The 17,017-nt window shown below is 66.1% G+C and carries 14 protein-coding genes and 1 pseudogene; 6 read left to right on the top strand and 9 right to left on the bottom strand.

The genetic code is table 11. From position 1 onward, the window contains the following. Positions 1-6 precede the first annotated feature (6 nt). Positions 7-2,805 (top strand): SNF2-related protein, encoded by a 2,799-nt coding sequence (locus tag HWX55_RS17125; protein WP_175976577.1) that lies wholly within the window; start codon positions 7-9, stop codon positions 2,803-2,805. 55 nt (positions 2,806-2,860) lie between these two features. Here the strand turns inward: HWX55_RS17125 and HWX55_RS17120 are convergent, their stop codons facing one another. Continuing rightward, on the bottom strand, positions 2,861-3,112 hold the full coding sequence (locus HWX55_RS17120) for a hypothetical protein (protein ID WP_175976576.1): 252 nt from the start codon (positions 3,110-3,112) through the stop codon (positions 2,861-2,863). 413 nt (positions 3,113-3,525) lie between these two features. On the opposite strand from HWX55_RS17120, the gene HWX55_RS17115 reads away from it, so the two are divergent. Continuing rightward, positions 3,526-4,575, top strand: a complete 1,050-nt coding sequence (locus HWX55_RS17115) for a DUF3592 domain-containing protein (protein ID WP_175976575.1) — start codon at positions 3,526-3,528, stop codon at positions 4,573-4,575. A gap of 36 nt (positions 4,576-4,611) precedes the next feature. Here the strand turns inward: HWX55_RS17115 and HWX55_RS17110 are convergent, their stop codons facing one another. Beyond that, positions 4,612-5,226, bottom strand: coding sequence for a CGNR zinc finger domain-containing protein (locus HWX55_RS17110; RefSeq protein WP_175976574.1), 615 nt, complete (start codon positions 5,224-5,226; stop codon positions 4,612-4,614). An 81-nt stretch (positions 5,227-5,307) separates the two neighbouring features. Between HWX55_RS17110 and HWX55_RS17105 the strand changes: the two genes are divergently transcribed. Beyond that, positions 5,308-6,123: an alpha/beta hydrolase gene (locus tag HWX55_RS17105; protein ID WP_175976573.1), complete on the top strand. Its 816-nt coding sequence runs from the start codon at positions 5,308-5,310 to the stop codon at positions 6,121-6,123. A 30-nt stretch (positions 6,124-6,153) separates the two neighbouring features. On the opposite strand, the gene HWX55_RS17100 is transcribed toward HWX55_RS17105, so the two are convergent. The 5 genes from HWX55_RS17100 to phnA form a co-directional block, all read right to left on the bottom strand. Next, the gene (locus HWX55_RS17100; RefSeq protein ID WP_175976572.1) at positions 6,154-6,912 is read right to left on the bottom strand and encodes an amino acid ABC transporter ATP-binding protein; all 759 of its coding nucleotides are present in this window, start codon (positions 6,910-6,912) and stop codon (positions 6,154-6,156) included. Further along, positions 6,909-7,589, bottom strand: a complete 681-nt coding sequence (locus HWX55_RS17095; protein ID WP_175976571.1) for an ABC transporter permease subunit — start codon at positions 7,587-7,589, stop codon at positions 6,909-6,911. The genes HWX55_RS17100 and HWX55_RS17095 overlap by 4 nt, the downstream gene beginning before the upstream one ends. 14 nt (positions 7,590-7,603) lie before the next feature. Further along, positions 7,604-8,386: an amino acid ABC transporter substrate-binding protein gene (locus HWX55_RS17090; protein ID WP_124556217.1), complete on the bottom strand. Its 783-nt coding sequence runs from the start codon at positions 8,384-8,386 to the stop codon at positions 7,604-7,606. Between the two features lie 180 nt (positions 8,387-8,566). Further along, the gene (gene phnY, locus HWX55_RS17085; protein ID WP_175976570.1) at positions 8,567-10,021 is read right to left on the bottom strand and encodes a phosphonoacetaldehyde dehydrogenase; all 1,455 of its coding nucleotides are present in this window, start codon (positions 10,019-10,021) and stop codon (positions 8,567-8,569) included. A gap of 26 nt (positions 10,022-10,047) precedes the next feature. Beyond that, entirely contained in the window at positions 10,048-11,286 is a 1,239-nt protein-coding gene (phnA, locus tag HWX55_RS17080) for a phosphonoacetate hydrolase (RefSeq protein WP_175976569.1), read from the bottom strand. A 193-nt stretch (positions 11,287-11,479) separates the two neighbouring features. Between phnA and HWX55_RS36405 the strand changes: the two are divergent. The 3 genes and pseudogenes from HWX55_RS36405 to HWX55_RS17065 form a co-directional block, all read left to right on the top strand. Continuing rightward, a pseudogene (locus tag HWX55_RS36405) lies at positions 11,480-11,649 on the top strand (2-aminoethylphosphonate--pyruvate aminotransferase); the annotation flags it as partial. A gap of 148 nt (positions 11,650-11,797) precedes the next feature. Continuing rightward, positions 11,798-13,186 (top strand): FAD-dependent oxidoreductase, encoded by a 1,389-nt coding sequence (locus HWX55_RS17070; RefSeq protein ID WP_175976568.1) that lies wholly within the window; start codon positions 11,798-11,800, stop codon positions 13,184-13,186. Positions 13,187-13,237: 51 nt separating this feature from the next. Further along, on the top strand, positions 13,238-13,555 hold the full coding sequence (locus tag HWX55_RS17065; protein ID WP_175976567.1) for a hypothetical protein: 318 nt from the start codon (positions 13,238-13,240) through the stop codon (positions 13,553-13,555). Positions 13,556-13,675: 120 nt separating this feature from the next. On the opposite strand, the gene HWX55_RS17060 is transcribed toward HWX55_RS17065, so the two are convergent. Then, positions 13,676-14,401 (bottom strand): phosphonate utilization associated transcriptional regulator, encoded by a 726-nt coding sequence (locus tag HWX55_RS17060; protein ID WP_175976566.1) that lies wholly within the window; start codon positions 14,399-14,401, stop codon positions 13,676-13,678. Between the two features lie 227 nt (positions 14,402-14,628). Continuing rightward, on the bottom strand, positions 14,629-16,800 hold the full coding sequence (locus HWX55_RS17055; RefSeq protein ID WP_175976565.1) for a phospholipase C, phosphocholine-specific: 2,172 nt from the start codon (positions 16,798-16,800) through the stop codon (positions 14,629-14,631). Between the last annotated feature and the right edge of the window lie 217 nt (positions 16,801-17,017).

Below are 17,017 nucleotides of genomic sequence, written 5' to 3'. Positions count from 1 at the left end.
GGGCGCGTGACGGCAGAGATTCAGTTTCAACCCGGCGAACGCATCACCCACCACGAGTACGGCCAAGGTGTCGTCCTCGATCCGGCGCGTGATGGCTATCTGCGCGCGTTCTTCAGCGTCGGCGAACGACGCGTTCCGGTCACTTCGCTGCGGCGCGAACTCACGCGCACCGAGCGCATCCTGCGCGCGGTCGAAGGCAGCGCAGAGCGCGGGCGCAAGGCATGGCTGTCCTACGAGGCGCACGCGCTACCGGTAATGGAAAGCGCCTCGGCGCTGACTTCGGCCAAGATCGACCTGCTGCCGCACCAGGTGGTGCTGACGCACCGCATCGCCACCGCGTCGCCCCGGCGCTACTTGATCGCCGACGAGGTGGGCTTGGGCAAGACCATCGAAACCGCGCTGATCCTGCGCGAGCTGGCCAGCCGCGGTGAACTGACGCGAGCGCTGATGGTGGTGCCTGCTGGCCTCGTGAACAACTGGCACCGCGAATTGAACGAGGTGTTCAATCTCGACTTCGAGGTGTTCGGCTCCGAAGGCGACATCACCGACCGCAAGACCAACGCTTTCGCCAAGCACGACCGCCTGATCGCCAGCATCGACACCTTGAAGCGCCCCACGCGCATCAAGCGCCTGTTGGACGCGCCGCGTTGGGATTTGGTGGTGTTCGACGAAGCGCACCACCTCACGGCCTATCGCAGCGGGGGAAAGGTGCGCAAGACCGAGAACTACAAGCTGGCCGAGGCGCTGAAGGATCACTCGCGCGACCTCGTGCTGCTGTCGGCAACGCCGCATCAGGGCAATCACTTCCAGTTCTGGATGCTGGCGCAGTTGCTGAACCCGACGCTGTTCCGCAGCCCCGAAGAGATGGTCGAGGAACGGCACCGGCTGAACACGGTGATGTTCCGCCGCACTAAGGCCGACGCCTGCAAACCGGACGGTTCGCCGCTATTCGCCCGCCGCTGGGTTCACACCGAATCCTTCGTGATGGCGCAGGCCGAGCGGCTGTTCTACGAGAAGCTGCGCGAGTATCTGGAGGACGGCTTCGACCTTGCGCGCCGTCAGGGCAACCAAGGGCGCGCGCTCGGCTTCCTGATGGCGATCTTCCAGAAGATCGCGGCATCGAGCTTTGCTGCCGTGCGCCGCACGCTCAAGCGCCGCCTGCTGATGCTGACGCTGCACGAGGCGTTTCTGCGCGACAAGGAACTGGACATCGAAGGCCGCGAACGGCTGACGGAGGAAGCGCGCGATTTGATCCACGAGGAATTCGGTTTGCCGCGCGACAGCGTTGGGCGTAGTGAGGTGGATCGTGTGCTGGCCGATCTGAAATACCGCCTTGTCAAGAAGCTGGATGAGGAGGCGCTGGAAATGGCCTCCGATCCCTACGGCAGCGAGTATTCGGCCACGCACGCTGAGGAAGCCGCCTCTGCCGTGGTGAACCTGCATCTGCCGGAGGAACGCCTACGTATCGGCGACCTGCTGCGCGTGTTCCCGGCGCAGCGCGAAACCAAGATGCAGAAGCTGCTCGATGGCTTGGGCACGCTGTGGCGGCAAAACGCCAACGAGAAGATCGTGATCTTCGCCACCTACCTCGGCACGGTGGACATGATCGCCCGCGAGATCGAGCAGACCTTCCCCGGTCAGGGCGTGGTGGTGCTGCGGGGCGGCGACCACGGTGCGAAGGTGGCGGCGGAGCGGCGGTTCCGCTTGAAAGACGGTCCGCGCGTGCTGGTCTGCACGGCGGCCGGGCGCGAAGGCATCAACCTTCAATTCGCGCGCATTCTGTTTAACTTCGACCTTCCGTGGAACCCAATGGACATGGAGCAGCGCATCGGGCGTATCCACCGCTACGGCCAAAACCACACGGCGCAGGTTTATAACCTTGTGCTGTCGGACACCATCGAGGGTCGCATCTTCCTGCTGCTGGATGAGAAGCTAACCGAAATCGCGCGCACGGTCGGCAAGGTGGATGAGCAAGGCAACGTGGCCGAAGACCTACGCGCGCAGATTCTTGGACAATTGTCCGAGCGGTTGAACTACGACCGCCTGTATCAGGAGGCGTTGTCCGATCCGGAGCTCAAGCGGACGCAGGTAGAGCTGGAAGCGGCGCTGTCGAATTCCCGGGAAGCACGGCAGGTGGTGTTCGACCTGTTTCAAGACCTCGACGGATTCAGCCTTGACGACTACACGCCCTTCTCGGACGTGTCGTCCAGTCTGGATCGGCTGGTGCGCTTTCTGTCGGCGGCGGTCGCGGATCGCCAGCAGAAGCTGATGAAAGTGGACGAGTCCACCTACGACCTCGTTACCACAGAGGGCACATGCCGCACCCGCTTTACCTTGAACCGCGATGCAGCGACGAACCAAGACACGCTGCAGCTCATGGGCCTGGATCACCCACTGGTGCAGGAGGAATTGGGACGATGGCGCAGCATACCACCAGAGGACATTGGTATTGCCGTGTCGGGCGACGTCGAAGAGCCGGTACTTCTGTCGATGTGGATGGTCGAGGTGTCTGCCGGAAACGGTGAGCGCCGCGTGGTGGTGCAGTCCATCGCCGTCAAGCAGGACGGCACCCGCGTTCCGGCAGTCGAGCGTACAAGTGAAAGGTACCTGGCAGCTCCCGCAACCACGCCGACCTTCCAGCCTGAGCAACGCATCGACCTATTCGTCCATACTGTCGAGCCAACATTACAACGTGAGTTAAAGCACAAGGGGGCTGCAAACGGCGATGGCAGCTATTCGGCAGAATTGATCGGGTACGTGGAAATCCTGCCTATGCTAGATGCGAGCGCGGCCCCCGCTTTCTAGCTCACTCGGACAAAAGGCGGCAACCTAGGCGGAATGCAAGCCTGATGCCCCAAACTCAGTGCTTGGTCGGTGCAATGCCTTTGACGTGCTGTAGCAAAAACCGACAAGCTGCCTCGCGGGCGAAGCGCTCATCCACGCAGTAGTGTGGAACATGCATACCACCGACCTGCAAATCAAGCCAATAGGGCCCACGGCTGTACCTGCTAGCTTGGTGGTTGATCTGTCGACGTAACCGAACCTTGACCGTGGCGTCAGCAATCTCGGAATCGACGGAAAACTCTTCGACTGTCTCGAACTCAGGCAGCATTGACTGTCTCCTATACGAGGGGGCGAAGGTGCAAGGGGCACCTTGACCAAAACTTGACCAAGGTAGGCAAAAATTGTCCCAAACAGGGCGAAAAGCGCAGCCAGTTGAAGGGTGGCTACCGATGCAAGTCATTGATTTGACTGCGCTTTAATTTCTGCCTATTTGCAGGAAGCGGGACTCTTAATCCGTAGGTCGAGTGTTCGAGTCACTCACGCCCCACCAGGAATTCCAAAGGCCGGTCAGCGAAAGCTGACCGGCCTTTTTCCGTTTTGGCGCGCCGCACTCGCGGCGTGCGCCTTTCACGGCGGTACGCGACCGCACGCCCGTCGCGCATCGTTTCCGCTAGAATCGTCCGACAAATATCACACGACCGGCGCCGGGCATCGTCGTTGGCCCGCCGGCACTGAGAGAGCATGGGACGTCAGACATGGAAGCATGTGAACGACGCGCGACCATTCAGAGGGCATGGTTGCGCCAATATCGGCCTGTCCGTCGCGATGGGCCGCTCACCCGGGCACACCCGAATCCGCGCGACGCACGAACCGGATCGCGTCATGCCCGGTAAGAACGCGCTGGTCGCGCTGATGATCGGGGTCGTTCTGTCCGTGCTGGCCGGCGCACTGGCCATCACCGCAAGCCGGGAACCCGGCCACCTGGTCCGCGCGCCGGGCACGGTCGTGCGCATCGTCCAGGACAGCGATGCGATGCGCGCGTACCGCCCGATCGTCGCGTACCTCGCGAACGACGGCCAGCGCCGCGAAGTCGCCGGCAATACCGCGTCGACGGTCCCCGCCTACGACATCGGCGAAAACGTCGACGTGCTGCTCGACCCCGACCACCCCGAGCGCCTCGCGCTGATCGACGATTTCACGCAACGCTGGTTTCCGGTGGCCGTGCCGGCGCTGCTCGCCGTCGCGGCGTTCGCGATCGGCGGCCTGCTGATTGCCGGCGAGCGTCGCCGCCGCCAATCGGACCCGGCGCCGCCCCGCGCCGCACGCAAGCCGACGCAGCGCCGCTGGGATGTCGCGATCGTGCTGATTCCGATCGCGATCGGCACAGGCTTCCTCGCCGGCGCCGGCGCGGCCGGCCTGCATCAGTGGCAGATCGTCCACCACTATGCGCGTTCGACCGGCCATGTGGACGAGATCGCGAAAAACGGGCGGTCGTCGCGGTCGCGCACGGCGCCGTATGCGGCCGTCGTCGCGTTCACCACCGACAGCGGGCAGCTGATCACGTTCGCCCAGGGCTCGGCGTCGTCGCTCCCGGGACTGCACGAAGGCGATGCGGTCAACGTGCTGTACGACCCCGTCACCCCCGAGCGTGCGCTCGTCGATCGCTTCTGGGATCGCTGGGGCCTCACCGCCATCCTGTTCGCGATCGGTGCGCCGTTCCTTGCAGCGGGGCTGTTCATCGCCGCGACGTTATGGCCCGACCACCACCGGCCGCACGAAGCCGCTCCATGACGCACGCGCGGCGCGGCGACCGTCGCGACGCGCGCGTCACCGCTCCCTGAACGCCTCCACCTTCGCGCGATTCCCGCACGTGCGCATGTCGCACCAGCGCCGCCCGACGCCGCGGCCCCGATCGACGAAGAACCACGTACACCGGCCGCACTGCCGCACGCGCGCGAAATCGTCGCTGCGCATCAAATGCTCGAAACCGAGCGCGACCGCATCGATCCAGCGCGACGCGGTACGCGCGTCGAGCCGCCACGCGAAGCGGCCGCCGACCGCGTCGAACGCACTGCGCCCGATCGCCTCGCGGATCGTCACCGCGAGCCGGTCCGCCGCACGCGCGCCCGCGCTGCCGCCGCCTTCGGTCGTCAGGTGCGTGAGCGCGGCGTACGCGTCGTCGCGAAAGCGGTGCAGCGCCGCCAGCTCGTCGGGGCCGTCCTGCCGAGGATGACGCAACAGCCGCGCCAGATCGTCCGGCGCCAGCAACCCCGCCTTCGCTGCCCATGCGCGCACGGCCGGCCAGTCGACAAGCTTCTCCTCGTCGCGCGTCTTGCCCGTGTCGGCCACCGTGTTCAGGAAATCGAGCGCCGGATGGCCGCCGACGAAATCGGCCGCGCGCCATTCGTGCTCGTGTCGCGTCGGGTCGGATCGAGTAACCATTTATTTTCACCTATCGGTTTCACATCCGGACAATCCGGCGTAACCTGCTAACAACCGAAACAGGTTATCACGGAGAAGCCGATGCTCGAACTCCCGAACCGCTTCAATTTCGAAGGCCACCGGATTGCATGGGGCACGCTCGGCGAAGGTCCGCCGCTCGTGCTCGTGCACGGCACGCCGTTTTCGTCGCAGGTATGGCGCCGGATCGCGCCGTGGATCGCGCGGCGCCATCGCGTGTATTTCTACGACCTGCTCGGCTACGGCCAGTCCGACATGCCGGACGCCGACGTGTCGCTGGGCCGCCAGAACGCGCTGTTCGGCGCGCTGCTGAATGAGTGGAAACTGTCGCGGCCGCGCGTGCTCGCGCACGACTACGGCGGCGCTACCGTGCTGCGCGCGCACTTTCTCGACGGCATCGCCTATGCGGACCTCACACTCGTGAATCCGGTCGCGATCGCGCCGCAAGGGTCGCCGTTCGTGCGTCACGTCGCGCAGCACGAAGCCGCGTTCACCGGCTTGCCCGCGTACGCGCATCACGCGCTCCTGTCGGCCTATATCGGCCAGGCGGTCGCGCGGCCGTTGCGCGACGACGTGCTGTCGATCTACCGCGAGCCGTGGCTCACACCGGCCGGCCAGGCCGCGTTCTATCGCCAGATCGCGCAGATGCGCCAGCGCTACATCGAGGAAGCGGAGGCCCGCTACGCGCCGCCGGACTTTCCGGTGCGTATCGTGTGGGGCGAGGACGACGTGTGGATCCCGCTCGAGCAAGGGCAGGCGCTGGCCGATCGCATCGCGAACGGCAAGCTGATCCGGGTTCCGCACGCGGGCCATCTGGTGCAGGAGGATGCACCGGAAGCGATCATCGCCGCCGTGCTCGACGGGGACGTGTCGGGCTGAGCATCACCACATCGCGTGTCGCGCGCCGCGTCAGAACACCGGCACGCCTTGCGCGAGCGTCGCGACGAATTTCGCGGTGCGCGGATCGCGCGGCCGGCCGAACACGTCGCGCGATGGCCCGGCTTCGACGATGCAGCCGTCGGCAAGGAACACCGCATCGTGCGCGATCGACGCGGCGAGACGCAGGTCGTGCGTGGCCATCAGCATCGTCGTGCCTTCGCGCGCGAGCTGGCGCAGCACCTCGACCACTTCGACCGACAGCTCCGGATCGAGCGCCGACGTCGGCTCGTCGCACAGCAGCACCTGCGGAGACGGCGCGAGCGCCCGCGCAATCGCCACGCGCTGCTGCTGTCCGCCCGACAGCGTGGCCGGCCATGCGTCGGCCTTGTCCGCGATGCCGACCTTGTCGAGCAGCGCGAGCGCCCGCTGGCGCGCCTGTTCGCGTGGCCAGCGCTGCACGGTCACGAGCCCCTCCATCACGTTCTGCACGACGCTCAGGTGCGGAAACAACTGGAAGTTCTGGAACACCATGCCGGTCTGCTTGCGCACCGCGAACATCGCGTCGCGCGACGGCCGGCGCGCCGACACGAAGTCGATGCGCGCATCGCCGACGACCAGCGCACCGGCCTCCGGCACTTCGAGCAGATTTACGCAGCGCAGCAGCGTGCTCTTGCCGCTGCCGGACGGGCCGATCAATGCGGTCACGCTGCCCGGCTGCAACGCGAGGTCGATCCCGCTCAGCACGCGATGCGCGCCGAACGACTTGTCGATGCGTTCGAGGCGGATCATCGCAACTCCGCGTGGAACAGCGCGTGGCGGCCGAAGCGAAGCTCCAGCCGGCGTTGCAACGACGACAGCACCGAGCTGAACAGCAGATAGATCAACGCGGCTTCGGTATAGAGGATCAGCGGCTCGTAGGTGACGGCCGCGATGCGTTGCGCGGCCTGGAAGATCTCGGGGACTGTCAGCACGGCCGCGAGCGACGTGTCCTTCACGAGCGAAATGAATGAATTCGACAGCGCGGGCAGCGCGACGCGCGCGGCCTGCGGCAGGATCGCGCGGCGCAGCGTCTGCGCGCGCGTCATCGCCATCGAGTACGCGGCTTCCCACTGCCCTTTCGGGATCGACTCGATCACGCCGCGGATCACCTCCGCGTTGTACGCGCCGACGTTCAGCGAGAAGCCGATCACGGCGGCCGTCAGCGGATCGAGCACGATGCCGACGTTCGGCAATCCGTAGAAGATCACGAACAACTGCACGAGCAGCGGCGAGCCGCGGAACAGCCAGATATAGAACCGCACGACCGCCTGCGCCCAACGCGGCCCGAACAGCCGCACGAGCGCCGCGCCGAACGCGAGCAACAGGCCGATCGCGAACGACGCGAGCGTGAGCGGAACCGTAAACACGAGCCCTGCAACCAGCAGGGGACGCAGCGATTCCACCATCAGGTGCAGCCAGGCCGGCATCGTTCAGCCTCGCGTCACGGCTGCGACACGTCGCGGCCGAAGTACTTCTGCGAGATCTTCGCGTAGGTGCCGTCCGCCTTGATGTCCGCGAGCGCCTTGTCGATCGCGGCCACCAGCGCGGGGCTGCCCTTGCGCAGCAACACGCCGGATGCGTCGCCCGCGCCGGTCTTGTCGGTCGCCGCGATCTTCAGTTTCGCGTCGGGCTTGTGCTTGCGGAAATCGAGGTACGACAGCGAATCGTTGATCGTCGCGTCGACGCGCCCGGACGTCAGCAGGTCGATCGATTCGTTGAAGCCCTGCACCGGCACGACGTCGGCGCCGTGCGCGGCCGCGAGCTTGCCGAAATTGCTGGTCAGCGTGTTCGCGGATTTCTTGCCCTTCAGGTCGTCGAACGAGCGGATCGTCGTGTTGTCCGCGCGCACGATCAGCACCGCGTGCGACGTGATGTACGGCGTCGAGAAATCGTATTTCGCCTTGCGCGCGTCGGTGATCGACACTTCGTTGACGACCGCGTCGTAGCGGTTCACGTCGAGGCCCGCGATCAGCCCGTCCCATTTGCCTTCGACGAACTGCGGCTTCACGCCGAGACGCTGCGCGATCGCGGTCGCGATGTCGACGTCGAAGCCCGTCAGCTTGCCCGTCTCGTCGTGGTACGTGAACGGCGCGTAGGTGCCTTCGGTGCCGACGCGGAACACGCCGGCCGACTTGATCTGCGACAGGTCGTCGGCAGCCAGCGCGCTGGTGGCCGCGACGGCCTGCAGCAACGCGACGACCAGGATGGAGCGGAGAAATTTCATGGTGCGGACCCCGAATGATTGGAGAGGATCGTCCCGCCGGCGCGCGGGCGCCGTTCGAGAGGTCCGCGAATTCTACCGATGCGTCGAGGCCCGGCAAAAACGCAAATCGGCTAACGATATGAGCCGATCGAATAACGCCCGTACCGGCCTCCATGCCGGCGCGCGCGCCTTACATGCCGCTTACCACGGTAGCGAATACGTCTTCGTATTCGTGAAGCTCTTCATTGCTTCCTGCACGCCTTCCTTGTACCCGAGCCCCGAATCCTTCACGCCACCGAACGGCGTCAGTTCGAGCCGATAGCCGGGCACCTCGCGCACGTTCACGCTGCCGACTTCCAGCTCGGTGATGAAGCGCGTGATGTGGTCGAAGCGGTTCGTGCATACCGACGACGACAGCGCGTAGTCGGTGCTGTTCGACATCCGGATCGCTTCGTCGATGTCGCGAAAGCGCATGATCGGCGACACCGGGCCGAAGGTTTCGTGCTTGACCAGCGGCATGTCGGGCGTCACGCGATCGACGACGGTCGGCGCATACAGCGCGCCGTCGCGCACGTTGCCGACCAGCAGCCGCGCCCCACGTACGAGCGCGTCGTTCACCTGCTGCTCGCAGAACTTCGCGGCCGCTTCGTCGATCACCGTGCCCATGTCGACCGACGGATCGGACGGATCGCCGTACGACCACGCGCGCGTCTTCTCGACGACCAGCTCCGTGAAGCGATCGGCTACCGCCTCGTGCACGAGCATCCGCTTGATCGCCGTGCAGCGCTGCCCCGAATTCCTGTACGAGCCCGACACCGCGAGCGTGCTCGCCTCGTCGAGATCGGCATCTTCCATCACGATGATCGGATCGTTGCCGCCGAGTTCGAGCACCGCGCGCCGGTAGCCCATCCGCGCGGCGATCGACTTGCCGATCGACACGCCGCCGGTGAACGTGATCATGTCGATCGCCGGATTCGTAATCAGCTCGTCGGCGATCTCCTTCGGGTCGCCGGTGATCACCTGCAGCATCTGCGGCGGCAAGCCGGCTTCGTACAGGATGTCCGCGAAGAGATAACACGACAGCGGCACCTTCTCCGACGGCTTCACGACGATCCGGTTGTTCGTCGCGACCGACGGCACGATCTTGTGCGCGACCTGGTTCATCGGATGATTGAACGGCGTGATCGCCGAGATCACGCCGAGCAGCGGGTCGCGCTGCGTGTACACGCGGCGCTTCTTGCCGTGCGGCGTCAGATCGCACGAGAAGATCTGCCCGTCGTCCTTCAGCACTTCGCCGGCGCCGAACGTCAGCACGTCGGCCACGCGGCCCGCTTCGTACGTCGAATCCTTCACGCACAACCCGGCCTCGGCCGTGATCAGCGCCGCGATCTCCGCGGTGCGCGCACGCACGATGTCGGCCGCGCGGCGCAGGATGGCCGCGCGCTCGTGACGCGTGAGCGTCGGCCGGTACGCACGCGCGACAGCGAATGCGCGGCGCACGTCGTCGAGCGTCGCCTTCGGCACGGTGCCGACGAGCGTGCCGTCGTACGGGTTGCGCACATCGATCACCGCGTCGCGATAGATCTTTTCACCATCGATTCGCAGTGCTTCACGATGTGGCGTGCGGACATCGGCCGATGCTGCAATGGCGTTCATGACTGTCTCCTGGCGGATCGTCCGCGTCACTGCAGATGGTTGAGCGCGATGTCGATGATGTCGAAGTTGCGCAGCCGCGCTCGGCCCGTGACGTGGGCCGCAACCGGCTTGCTGAAGATCAGCGGCACGATCTGCTCGGAGATCCCGCCGTGCGAGCGCAGCGGCACGTCGAGCCCCAACAGGTCGTGCTTGACGCGGCGCGTGCCGAGCACGACGTCCTGCTTCGAGATCACGATCAGGTCGCCCATCCGCGCGGGCGGCAGCTCGAAGCGCGCGCAGCCTTCGGCGCCCGTCAGCACGACCTCGATGCCGTCGACCGCGGCGAGCCGCGCGCGCAGCGCATCGGTGTCGGCCGTCGCCGGCACGTAGACGGTCGCGAACGAACCGAGCGCGCCGTGGTGCACGACGTATGGATCGGTGATCGGCAGGATCACGCGCGCCGCATCGGGGCCGAGCCATTCGTCGAACAGCTCCTGCAGATAGATCACGTTCGGCTCGCCGGTCGTGTCGTCGTGCTTCGCGTTCATCCCGTGATCGGCGGTGATCGCGACGATCGCGCCAAGTGCGTCGAGGCGTTGCAGGTAGGTATCCATCATCGCGTAGAACGCGTTCGCGCCGGGCGTGCCGGGCGCGCACTTGTGCTGCACGTAGTCGGTGGTCGACAGATACATCAGGTCGATCGGGCGCGTCTCGAGGAGGCGCACGCCGGCCGCGAACACGAATTCGGACAGATCCGCGCTGTACACGCTGGGCACCGGCTTGCCGACCAGCTCTAACACGTGGTCGATGCCGTTCTCTTCGACGCTCGCTTCGTCGGCCTTTTCCGACGAGAAGCAGATGCCCTTCAGCCCCTTGCCGAGCAGGCGGCGCAGCTTGTCCTTCGCGGTGACGACCGCGACGCGCGCGCCCTGTTCGGCGAAGGTCGCGAGCACGGTGGGTGCGACGAGATATTTCGGATCGTTCATCAGCACCTCGGCGCCGGTGTCGCGATCGTAGAAGTAGTTGCCGCTGATTCCGTGGATCGCCGGCGGCACGCCGGTGACGATCGACAGGTTGTTCGGGTTCGTGAAGCTCGGCACCACGCACTCGCCCTTGAGCGCCGTGCCCGGCTTCAGCAGCGTGCGCAGGAACGGCGCGACGCCGGCCTCGGCCGCTTCCTCCAGATATTCGTATGCGCAGCCATCGACGCAGACCACCACCACGGGCCGGCTCATCCAGTTGTAGCGGCGGCCGTTCACTTCCACGGATACAGGCGTTTCAGTCATGACGTTCAATCCTTTCCGATCGAAGGGGTGAGCCGTCGGCGCCCGCGCCGCGCCGATGGAAAGTGTTTTCAGGCTTGACATTAAAAGGGAGGATTTGTAGATTGTCAACAACATGCAGAGAACAGAAGGCAAAATACCGACGAGCGCCGGACATGAAAGGGGCGGTCACCCGGCCTTCTCGTGCCCCCTGCGTTATCAGGAGGTCAAAAAGCGCGGCTACATTGGGTATCGGGGCACGACGCGTTCGGCCTCGGCTGCATGGCCCACTTCGATGAAGCCGGTATTCCGGGAGCGGTCGCCGCGATCGCCGCCCCGCAGAAGGCGATGGGCGCGCGCCGCATGTCCACGGAAGCGATGGCCTGACTCGACGAATCGGGCCGCAGGACGGCGCGCGGCGTGCAGCCCGCCGGCGTGCATCGCGGTGCGACGGTGTGGGTTTCGCGTTCGCACTGGTTTTCGTTTTTGCGCCGTGTGCGGCACGGCAACCTCACCCTCACTGATACGACACCCGATGCGACCCTTCTGGATCGAACAAGCGCTGTTCAACGACGGCGACCTCGCCCCCGCGCTGCAAGGCGCGACGCAGGCCGACGTGTGTATCGTCGGCGGCGGCTTCACGGGCCTCTGGAGCGCGATCCAGGCGAAGCAGCAGCACCCCGCGCTCGACATCGCGATCCTCGAGGCCGACCTGTGCGGCGCCGGCGCGAGCGGCCGCAACGGCGGCTGCCTGCTCACATGGTCCGCGAAATTCCTGACGCTGCGGCGCCTGTTTGGCGAAGCCGAGGCGATCCGGCTCGTGAAGGCATCGGAAGCGGCCGTGCAGCACATCGCCGATTTCTGCCGCGCGCACGGCATCGATGCGGAGCTGCGGCTCGACGGCACGCTGTACACCGCGACGTCGCGCGCGCAGGTCGGCACGCTCGCACCGGTGCTCGATGCGCTCGCCGCGTGCGGCATCCACAGCTACGAGCCGCTGCCGCCCGCCGAAGTCGCACGGCGCTCGGGCTCCCCGCGCAATCTTGACGGGGTCTACTCGCCAATCGCCGCGACCGTCCATCCCGGCAAGCTCGTGCGCGGGCTGCGCCGCGTCGCGCTTGCGATGGGCATCCGGATCTACGAGCGCACGCCGATGCTCGACTTCACGCCCGGCCAGCCGGCCGTCGTGCGCACGCCGGCCGGCAGCGTGAGTGCGGCCAAGCTCGTGTTCGCGATCAACGCGTGGATGGCGAGCCGCTTTCCGCAGTTCGAACGGACGATCGCGGTCGTGTCGAGCGATATGGTCATCACCGAGAAATGTCCGGATCTACTGGAGAAGACCGGGCTCGTGGACGGCGTGTCGGTGCTCGATTCACGGATCTTCGTGTACTACTACCGCACGACCGTCGATGGCCGGCTGATGCTCGGCAAAGGCGGCAACACGTTTTCGTGGCGCAGCCGCATCGCGCCCGTGTTCGACCGACGCTCGCCGTACGAGGCGCAGCTCACGCGCAGCCTGCGCGAATTCTTCCCGTCGCTTGCGGGCGTGCCGATCACCGCGAGCTGGAACGGGCCATCGGATCGCTCGGTGACGGGCTTTCCGTTCTTCGGCCGCCTCGACGATGCGCCGAACGTGTTCTACGGCTTCGGCTATTCGGGCAACGGCGTCGGGCCGACGTACATGGGTGGGCAGATCCTGGCGTCGCTCGTGCTCGGCCTCGACAACGCGTGGACACGCAGCCCGATCGTGCGCGGCCCGCTCGGCTACTTTCCGCCGGAGCCGATCCGTTATGTCGGCGCGCACGTCGTGCGTAACGCGATTCGTCGCAAGGAGCGCGCGGAGGACGAGAGCCGGCAACCGTCGGCTATCGATACGTGGCTCGCGAAGTTTGCGAGCGCGGCGGGGAAGGCCGACAAGGCGTGACCGCATCATTCGGATGCCGTATCGAACCGTCCGCCCCGCAGGCGGATCGCGTTGCGTCACGGTACGATTGGGGATCTGGTCAATCCATCTGAAGAAATGATGCGCTTTCTGCTGTTCGCCGCACTCGTCGTGACGATTGGTGCGTGCTCGAAATTGAGAGACGAGAAATGGACGGCGCTTCGTGACATGCCGGCCTTCGCTGAACCGGACGACGATAGAACTCACCCGATCTTCACGGTCAGGAAAGGTGAATCCTGCATCCCCGTGACGGATCGGGCTGCAAAGATCTATGCCTACACGCAAGTGCGCTGTGAATCCGGGACCGGTTGGATACTGGACGATTTCTTCGATAAACAGCGCGGCACATGATCAGTTGCCGGCGCCCACCGCATTCGGCCAGCATCCTCCACGTCGAGCGAAGCGACAATCGTGATCCAGCCGCGACGCGGCCTTTCGCCATGAACATGCGATGACCGGTAACGCGACAGCTTACGCGCCCGCCCTCTCCCGCGCCGCCTTGCCCGTCACCGGCAGCCCCTGCTCATGCATGCGACGCATCCGCGCGAGACCATGCGCGACGTGCTCGCGCACGAGCGCGACGGCCTTGTCCTCGTCGCCGGCCGCGAGCGCCTGCACGATCTTGTCGTGCTCGGCCGCCGACACCGCGATCGCATCCTCCTCGGCCTCGATCGCCGCCTGGCGCAGCAGGCCCAACTGACGCACGAGCCGGCGATAGGTATCGGTGAGATGCGTATTGCCGACGCCGACCACCATCGCGTCGTGGAACTGCACGTTCAGCTCGGTATAGCGCGTGACGTCGTGCGTCTTCGCGGCGCCCTTCATCGACTGGACGATGCCCTTCAGCACTTTCAGCGTATCGGGCGAGATACGCTTCGCGAGCGCGCGCGCGACCGACTCGTCGAGCATCGCGCGCACTTCGTAGATCTCCTCGGCCTCGCGCAGCGGCACGACGCGCACGGTCACGCCGCGGTTCTTCTCGTTGCGCAGCAGGCCGGCCTGTTCGAGCGCGCGGAATGCCTCGCGCACCGGGCCGCGCGACACGTTCAGCCGGGTCGCGATATCGACTTCGTTGAGCTTTTCGCCCGGTGCATATTCGCCGGAGACGATCGCGCGCTCGAGCATGTCCTGGACGATCATCGCGAGCGACTGGCTTTGCAGGAGTTCGATGGCGCTGAGCGCGTTCGGGGCAGTCATGGTCGGGCAGGCAGCGGGGCTGCAGGTGAAAACGAGGGCGCCATGTCGGCGAGTGGTCGTTGTATACCCCTCACCCTGCCAGATCGTCAACAGTTTTCAGTTTCCAAAAGCCAATACGGCGTACCGACACACATTCGCAATCGCCATGCAACCGGCACGCGGCGGTCGCGCGATGCGGGCGATGCGGGCGAACCCTCCCGCGTCGCGCGCCACCGCCTGCACAGCCGTCAGGCCATACGCTTCACCGGACCCGGATCGCTGTGGCTCGGCCGCCCCGTTTCGACGTGGCCCGCGAAGCGGCGCACGACCTTGTCGTCGCCGCCGCGCAGCGTCGTCGCGGTGATCGTCAGATCGTACCAGCCGTGGCTCGACGACAGCTCGAAGTGCGCCTCGACGCGCTCGCCCGGCTCCAGCGTGTACGTGCGTGCATGTGCATGGCTGTACGCGTTGTCGACCGACACGCGGCACGTCGCGCGCCCGCTGTTGCGCAGTTGCAGATACACGTGGCGATTGCGCACGTCGTAGCCGATCTTCGCTTCGGGGTTCGCGTGGCGGCCGTCGGCGGCGAGGCGCGTGTTGCCCTGGAATTCGCACAGATAGCCGTTCGGGCCATAGGCGGCCAGATGGTACTCGCCGCGCGCGGCCGACGTGCTCCAGGTATCGACGAAGCGGTCGCGCGCGGACACCGCGTAGCGGCGCGGCGGCGTCGCCGGGTTGCGGCGGTCGTACACGTAGAACGCGGCGCCCGCGTCGCCGGTGTTCGCGAAGTCGAGCGACACCGTGTCGTCATGCGCGCCCACCCGGCTGTGCACGAACAGCTCGTACGGCAGCGCGCGCGCCGGACGCGTGCCGGGCTCCTGCGCCGGCATCGACTGCTGCGCGGGCACCTGGTACGCCTGGCCGGCGGTCGCGATGTGCTGCGGCACCGTGAAGCTGACCGTGCGCGTGTCCGGCCGCGCGGAGAAATCGAACGCCGACGTGAGGTCGCCGCAGATCGACCGGCGCCACGCGCTGATGTTCGGCTCCTTCACGCCGAATCGCGCTTCGAGGAAACGCAGCACCGACGTATGGTCGAACGTCTCCGAGCAGACCCAGCCGCCCTTCGTCCACGGGGAAATGATGATCAACGGCACGCGCGGCCCGAGGCCGATCGGCTGGATGCCGCCCGGGTCGGCGCCCGGCACGAGCGGGCTCATTTCGCCCGGGTACTTGTTCAGGTCGAGCAGCTCGTCGCCGAGGTTCGACAGCAGGTTCGACGACACGATGCCCTGCCCGCCCACGCCGCTCGTGACCGGCGGCACCGGCGGCACGACGTGGTCGAACAGCCCGTCGTTCTCGTCGTAGTTCAGGATGAACACCGTCTTCGCCCACACTTCGGGGTTCGACGTCAGCGCCTCGAGCACCATGTTGATGTAGAACGCGCCGTCGGTCGGCGATGCCTGCGGATGCTCGCTGTACTTGTACGGCGACACGATCCACGACACCTGCGGCAGCCGGTTGGCCTGCACGTCGGCCTTCAGTTCGGCCAGCGTGTGGTCCGACGCGCCCTTGTCGACCAGCGGGCCGCTCGCGCCTTCCTTCACCTGGAAGCGCTTGAAGAACATCAGCGAGTTGTCGGTGTAGTTGTCGGTCGGGTCGCCCGGGATGCCGGTGCCGCCCTGGTACACCTTCCAGCTGATCTTCGCGTTCTCGAGGCGTTCCGCGTAGGTCGTCCACGTGTAGCCGTTCACGTCGTTGCGCTCGCCGATGCCGGGGCCGTTCGGCGCGCTGCCGTAGACGTTGCGCGAGTCGACCGTGCCGGTCCACAGGTAGATGCGGTTCGGCGCCGTGTCGGCGTGCGCGGAGCAGAAGTACGCATCGCAGATCGTGAACGCGTCGGCGAGCGCGTAGTGGTACGTGAGATCCTGGCGCTTCAGGTAGCCCATCGTCAGCACGTCCTGCTTCTGGTTCACCCACTGGTCCCACTGGCCGTTGTTCCAGGACAGGTGGCCGCTGCTCCAGCCGTGGTTGGTGCCCGGCTGGAATTCGGTCGTCTGCTTCGGATCGAGGTAGAACGGCAGCACGTACGGCGCCTGCGGATCGAGGCCGCGCGAATGGTAGTTCTTCGTGAACACCGACGCCGGCGGCTGCTGCCACACCGGCGCGCCGTTCGGCAGCAGGTGCGGACGCGGGTCGTCGAAGCCGCGCACGCCGCGCAGCCCGCCGAAGTAATGGTCGAACGAACGGTTTTCCTGCATGAAGATCACGACGTGCTCGACGTCGCGGATCGTGCCGGTGCGATAGGCGGCCGGCATCGCCAGCGCATTGCGGATCGCGGGCGGGAAGCCCGCGTAGGCGGCCATCGCGCCGGCCGACTGCGCGGCGAGGCGCAGGAAATCGCGTCGATTGTTCGAGGACATGAAGAGCACCCTGTGGTCGGTGGGAGTGGGGGCGCCGGGCGAGCGGGCCGGCGATCTGCGTCGCCGTTATTACCCCGCACCGGCATGTCCCGGCCGTGACCGGTTCCCGCAGGTTTCTTGCGGTGGTCCCCAGCTTTTTTTCGAAGTCTCGCACGGCGCGCCTTTCATCCGGCCGACACATGCGTGCGCTACGCTGACGCGCGATGAAGAGGGGGGA

Origin of the sequence: Burkholderia sp. BCC1047, assembly GCF_902833155.1 — a bacterium.
In the GTDB taxonomy this organism is placed as follows: Bacteria; Pseudomonadota; Gammaproteobacteria; order Burkholderiales; family Burkholderiaceae; genus Burkholderia; species Burkholderia sola.
Note: the sequence above shows the minus strand (reverse complement) of the source record. Positions and strands in the feature narration are given on the sequence as shown.

Coding starts and splice junctions, on each gene's coding strand:
- HWX55_RS17120 (WP_175976576.1), bottom strand. CDS start 3,112: ATGCTGCCTGAGTTCGAGACAGTCGAAGAGTTTTCCGTCGATTCCGAG.
- HWX55_RS17115 (WP_175976575.1), top strand. CDS start 3,526: ATGGGACGTCAGACATGGAAGCATGTGAACGACGCGCGACCATTCAGA.
- HWX55_RS17110 (WP_175976574.1), bottom strand. CDS start 5,226: ATGGTTACTCGATCCGACCCGACGCGACACGAGCACGAATGGCGCGCG.
- HWX55_RS17105 (WP_175976573.1), top strand. CDS start 5,308: ATGCTCGAACTCCCGAACCGCTTCAATTTCGAAGGCCACCGGATTGCA.
- HWX55_RS17100 (WP_175976572.1), bottom strand. CDS start 6,912: ATGATCCGCCTCGAACGCATCGACAAGTCGTTCGGCGCGCATCGCGTG.
- HWX55_RS17095 (WP_175976571.1), bottom strand. CDS start 7,589: ATGCCGGCCTGGCTGCACCTGATGGTGGAATCGCTGCGTCCCCTGCTG.
- HWX55_RS17090 (WP_124556217.1), bottom strand. CDS start 8,386: ATGAAATTTCTCCGCTCCATCCTGGTCGTCGCGTTGCTGCAGGCCGTC.
- phnY (WP_175976570.1), bottom strand. CDS start 10,021: ATGAACGCCATTGCAGCATCGGCCGATGTCCGCACGCCACATCGTGAA.
- phnA (WP_175976569.1), bottom strand. CDS start 11,286: ATGACTGAAACGCCTGTATCCGTGGAAGTGAACGGCCGCCGCTACAAC.
- HWX55_RS17070 (WP_175976568.1), top strand. CDS start 11,798: ATGCGACCCTTCTGGATCGAACAAGCGCTGTTCAACGACGGCGACCTC.
- HWX55_RS17060 (WP_175976566.1), bottom strand. CDS start 14,401: ATGACTGCCCCGAACGCGCTCAGCGCCATCGAACTCCTGCAAAGCCAG.
- HWX55_RS17055 (WP_175976565.1), bottom strand. CDS start 16,800: ATGTCCTCGAACAATCGACGCGATTTCCTGCGCCTCGCCGCGCAGTCG.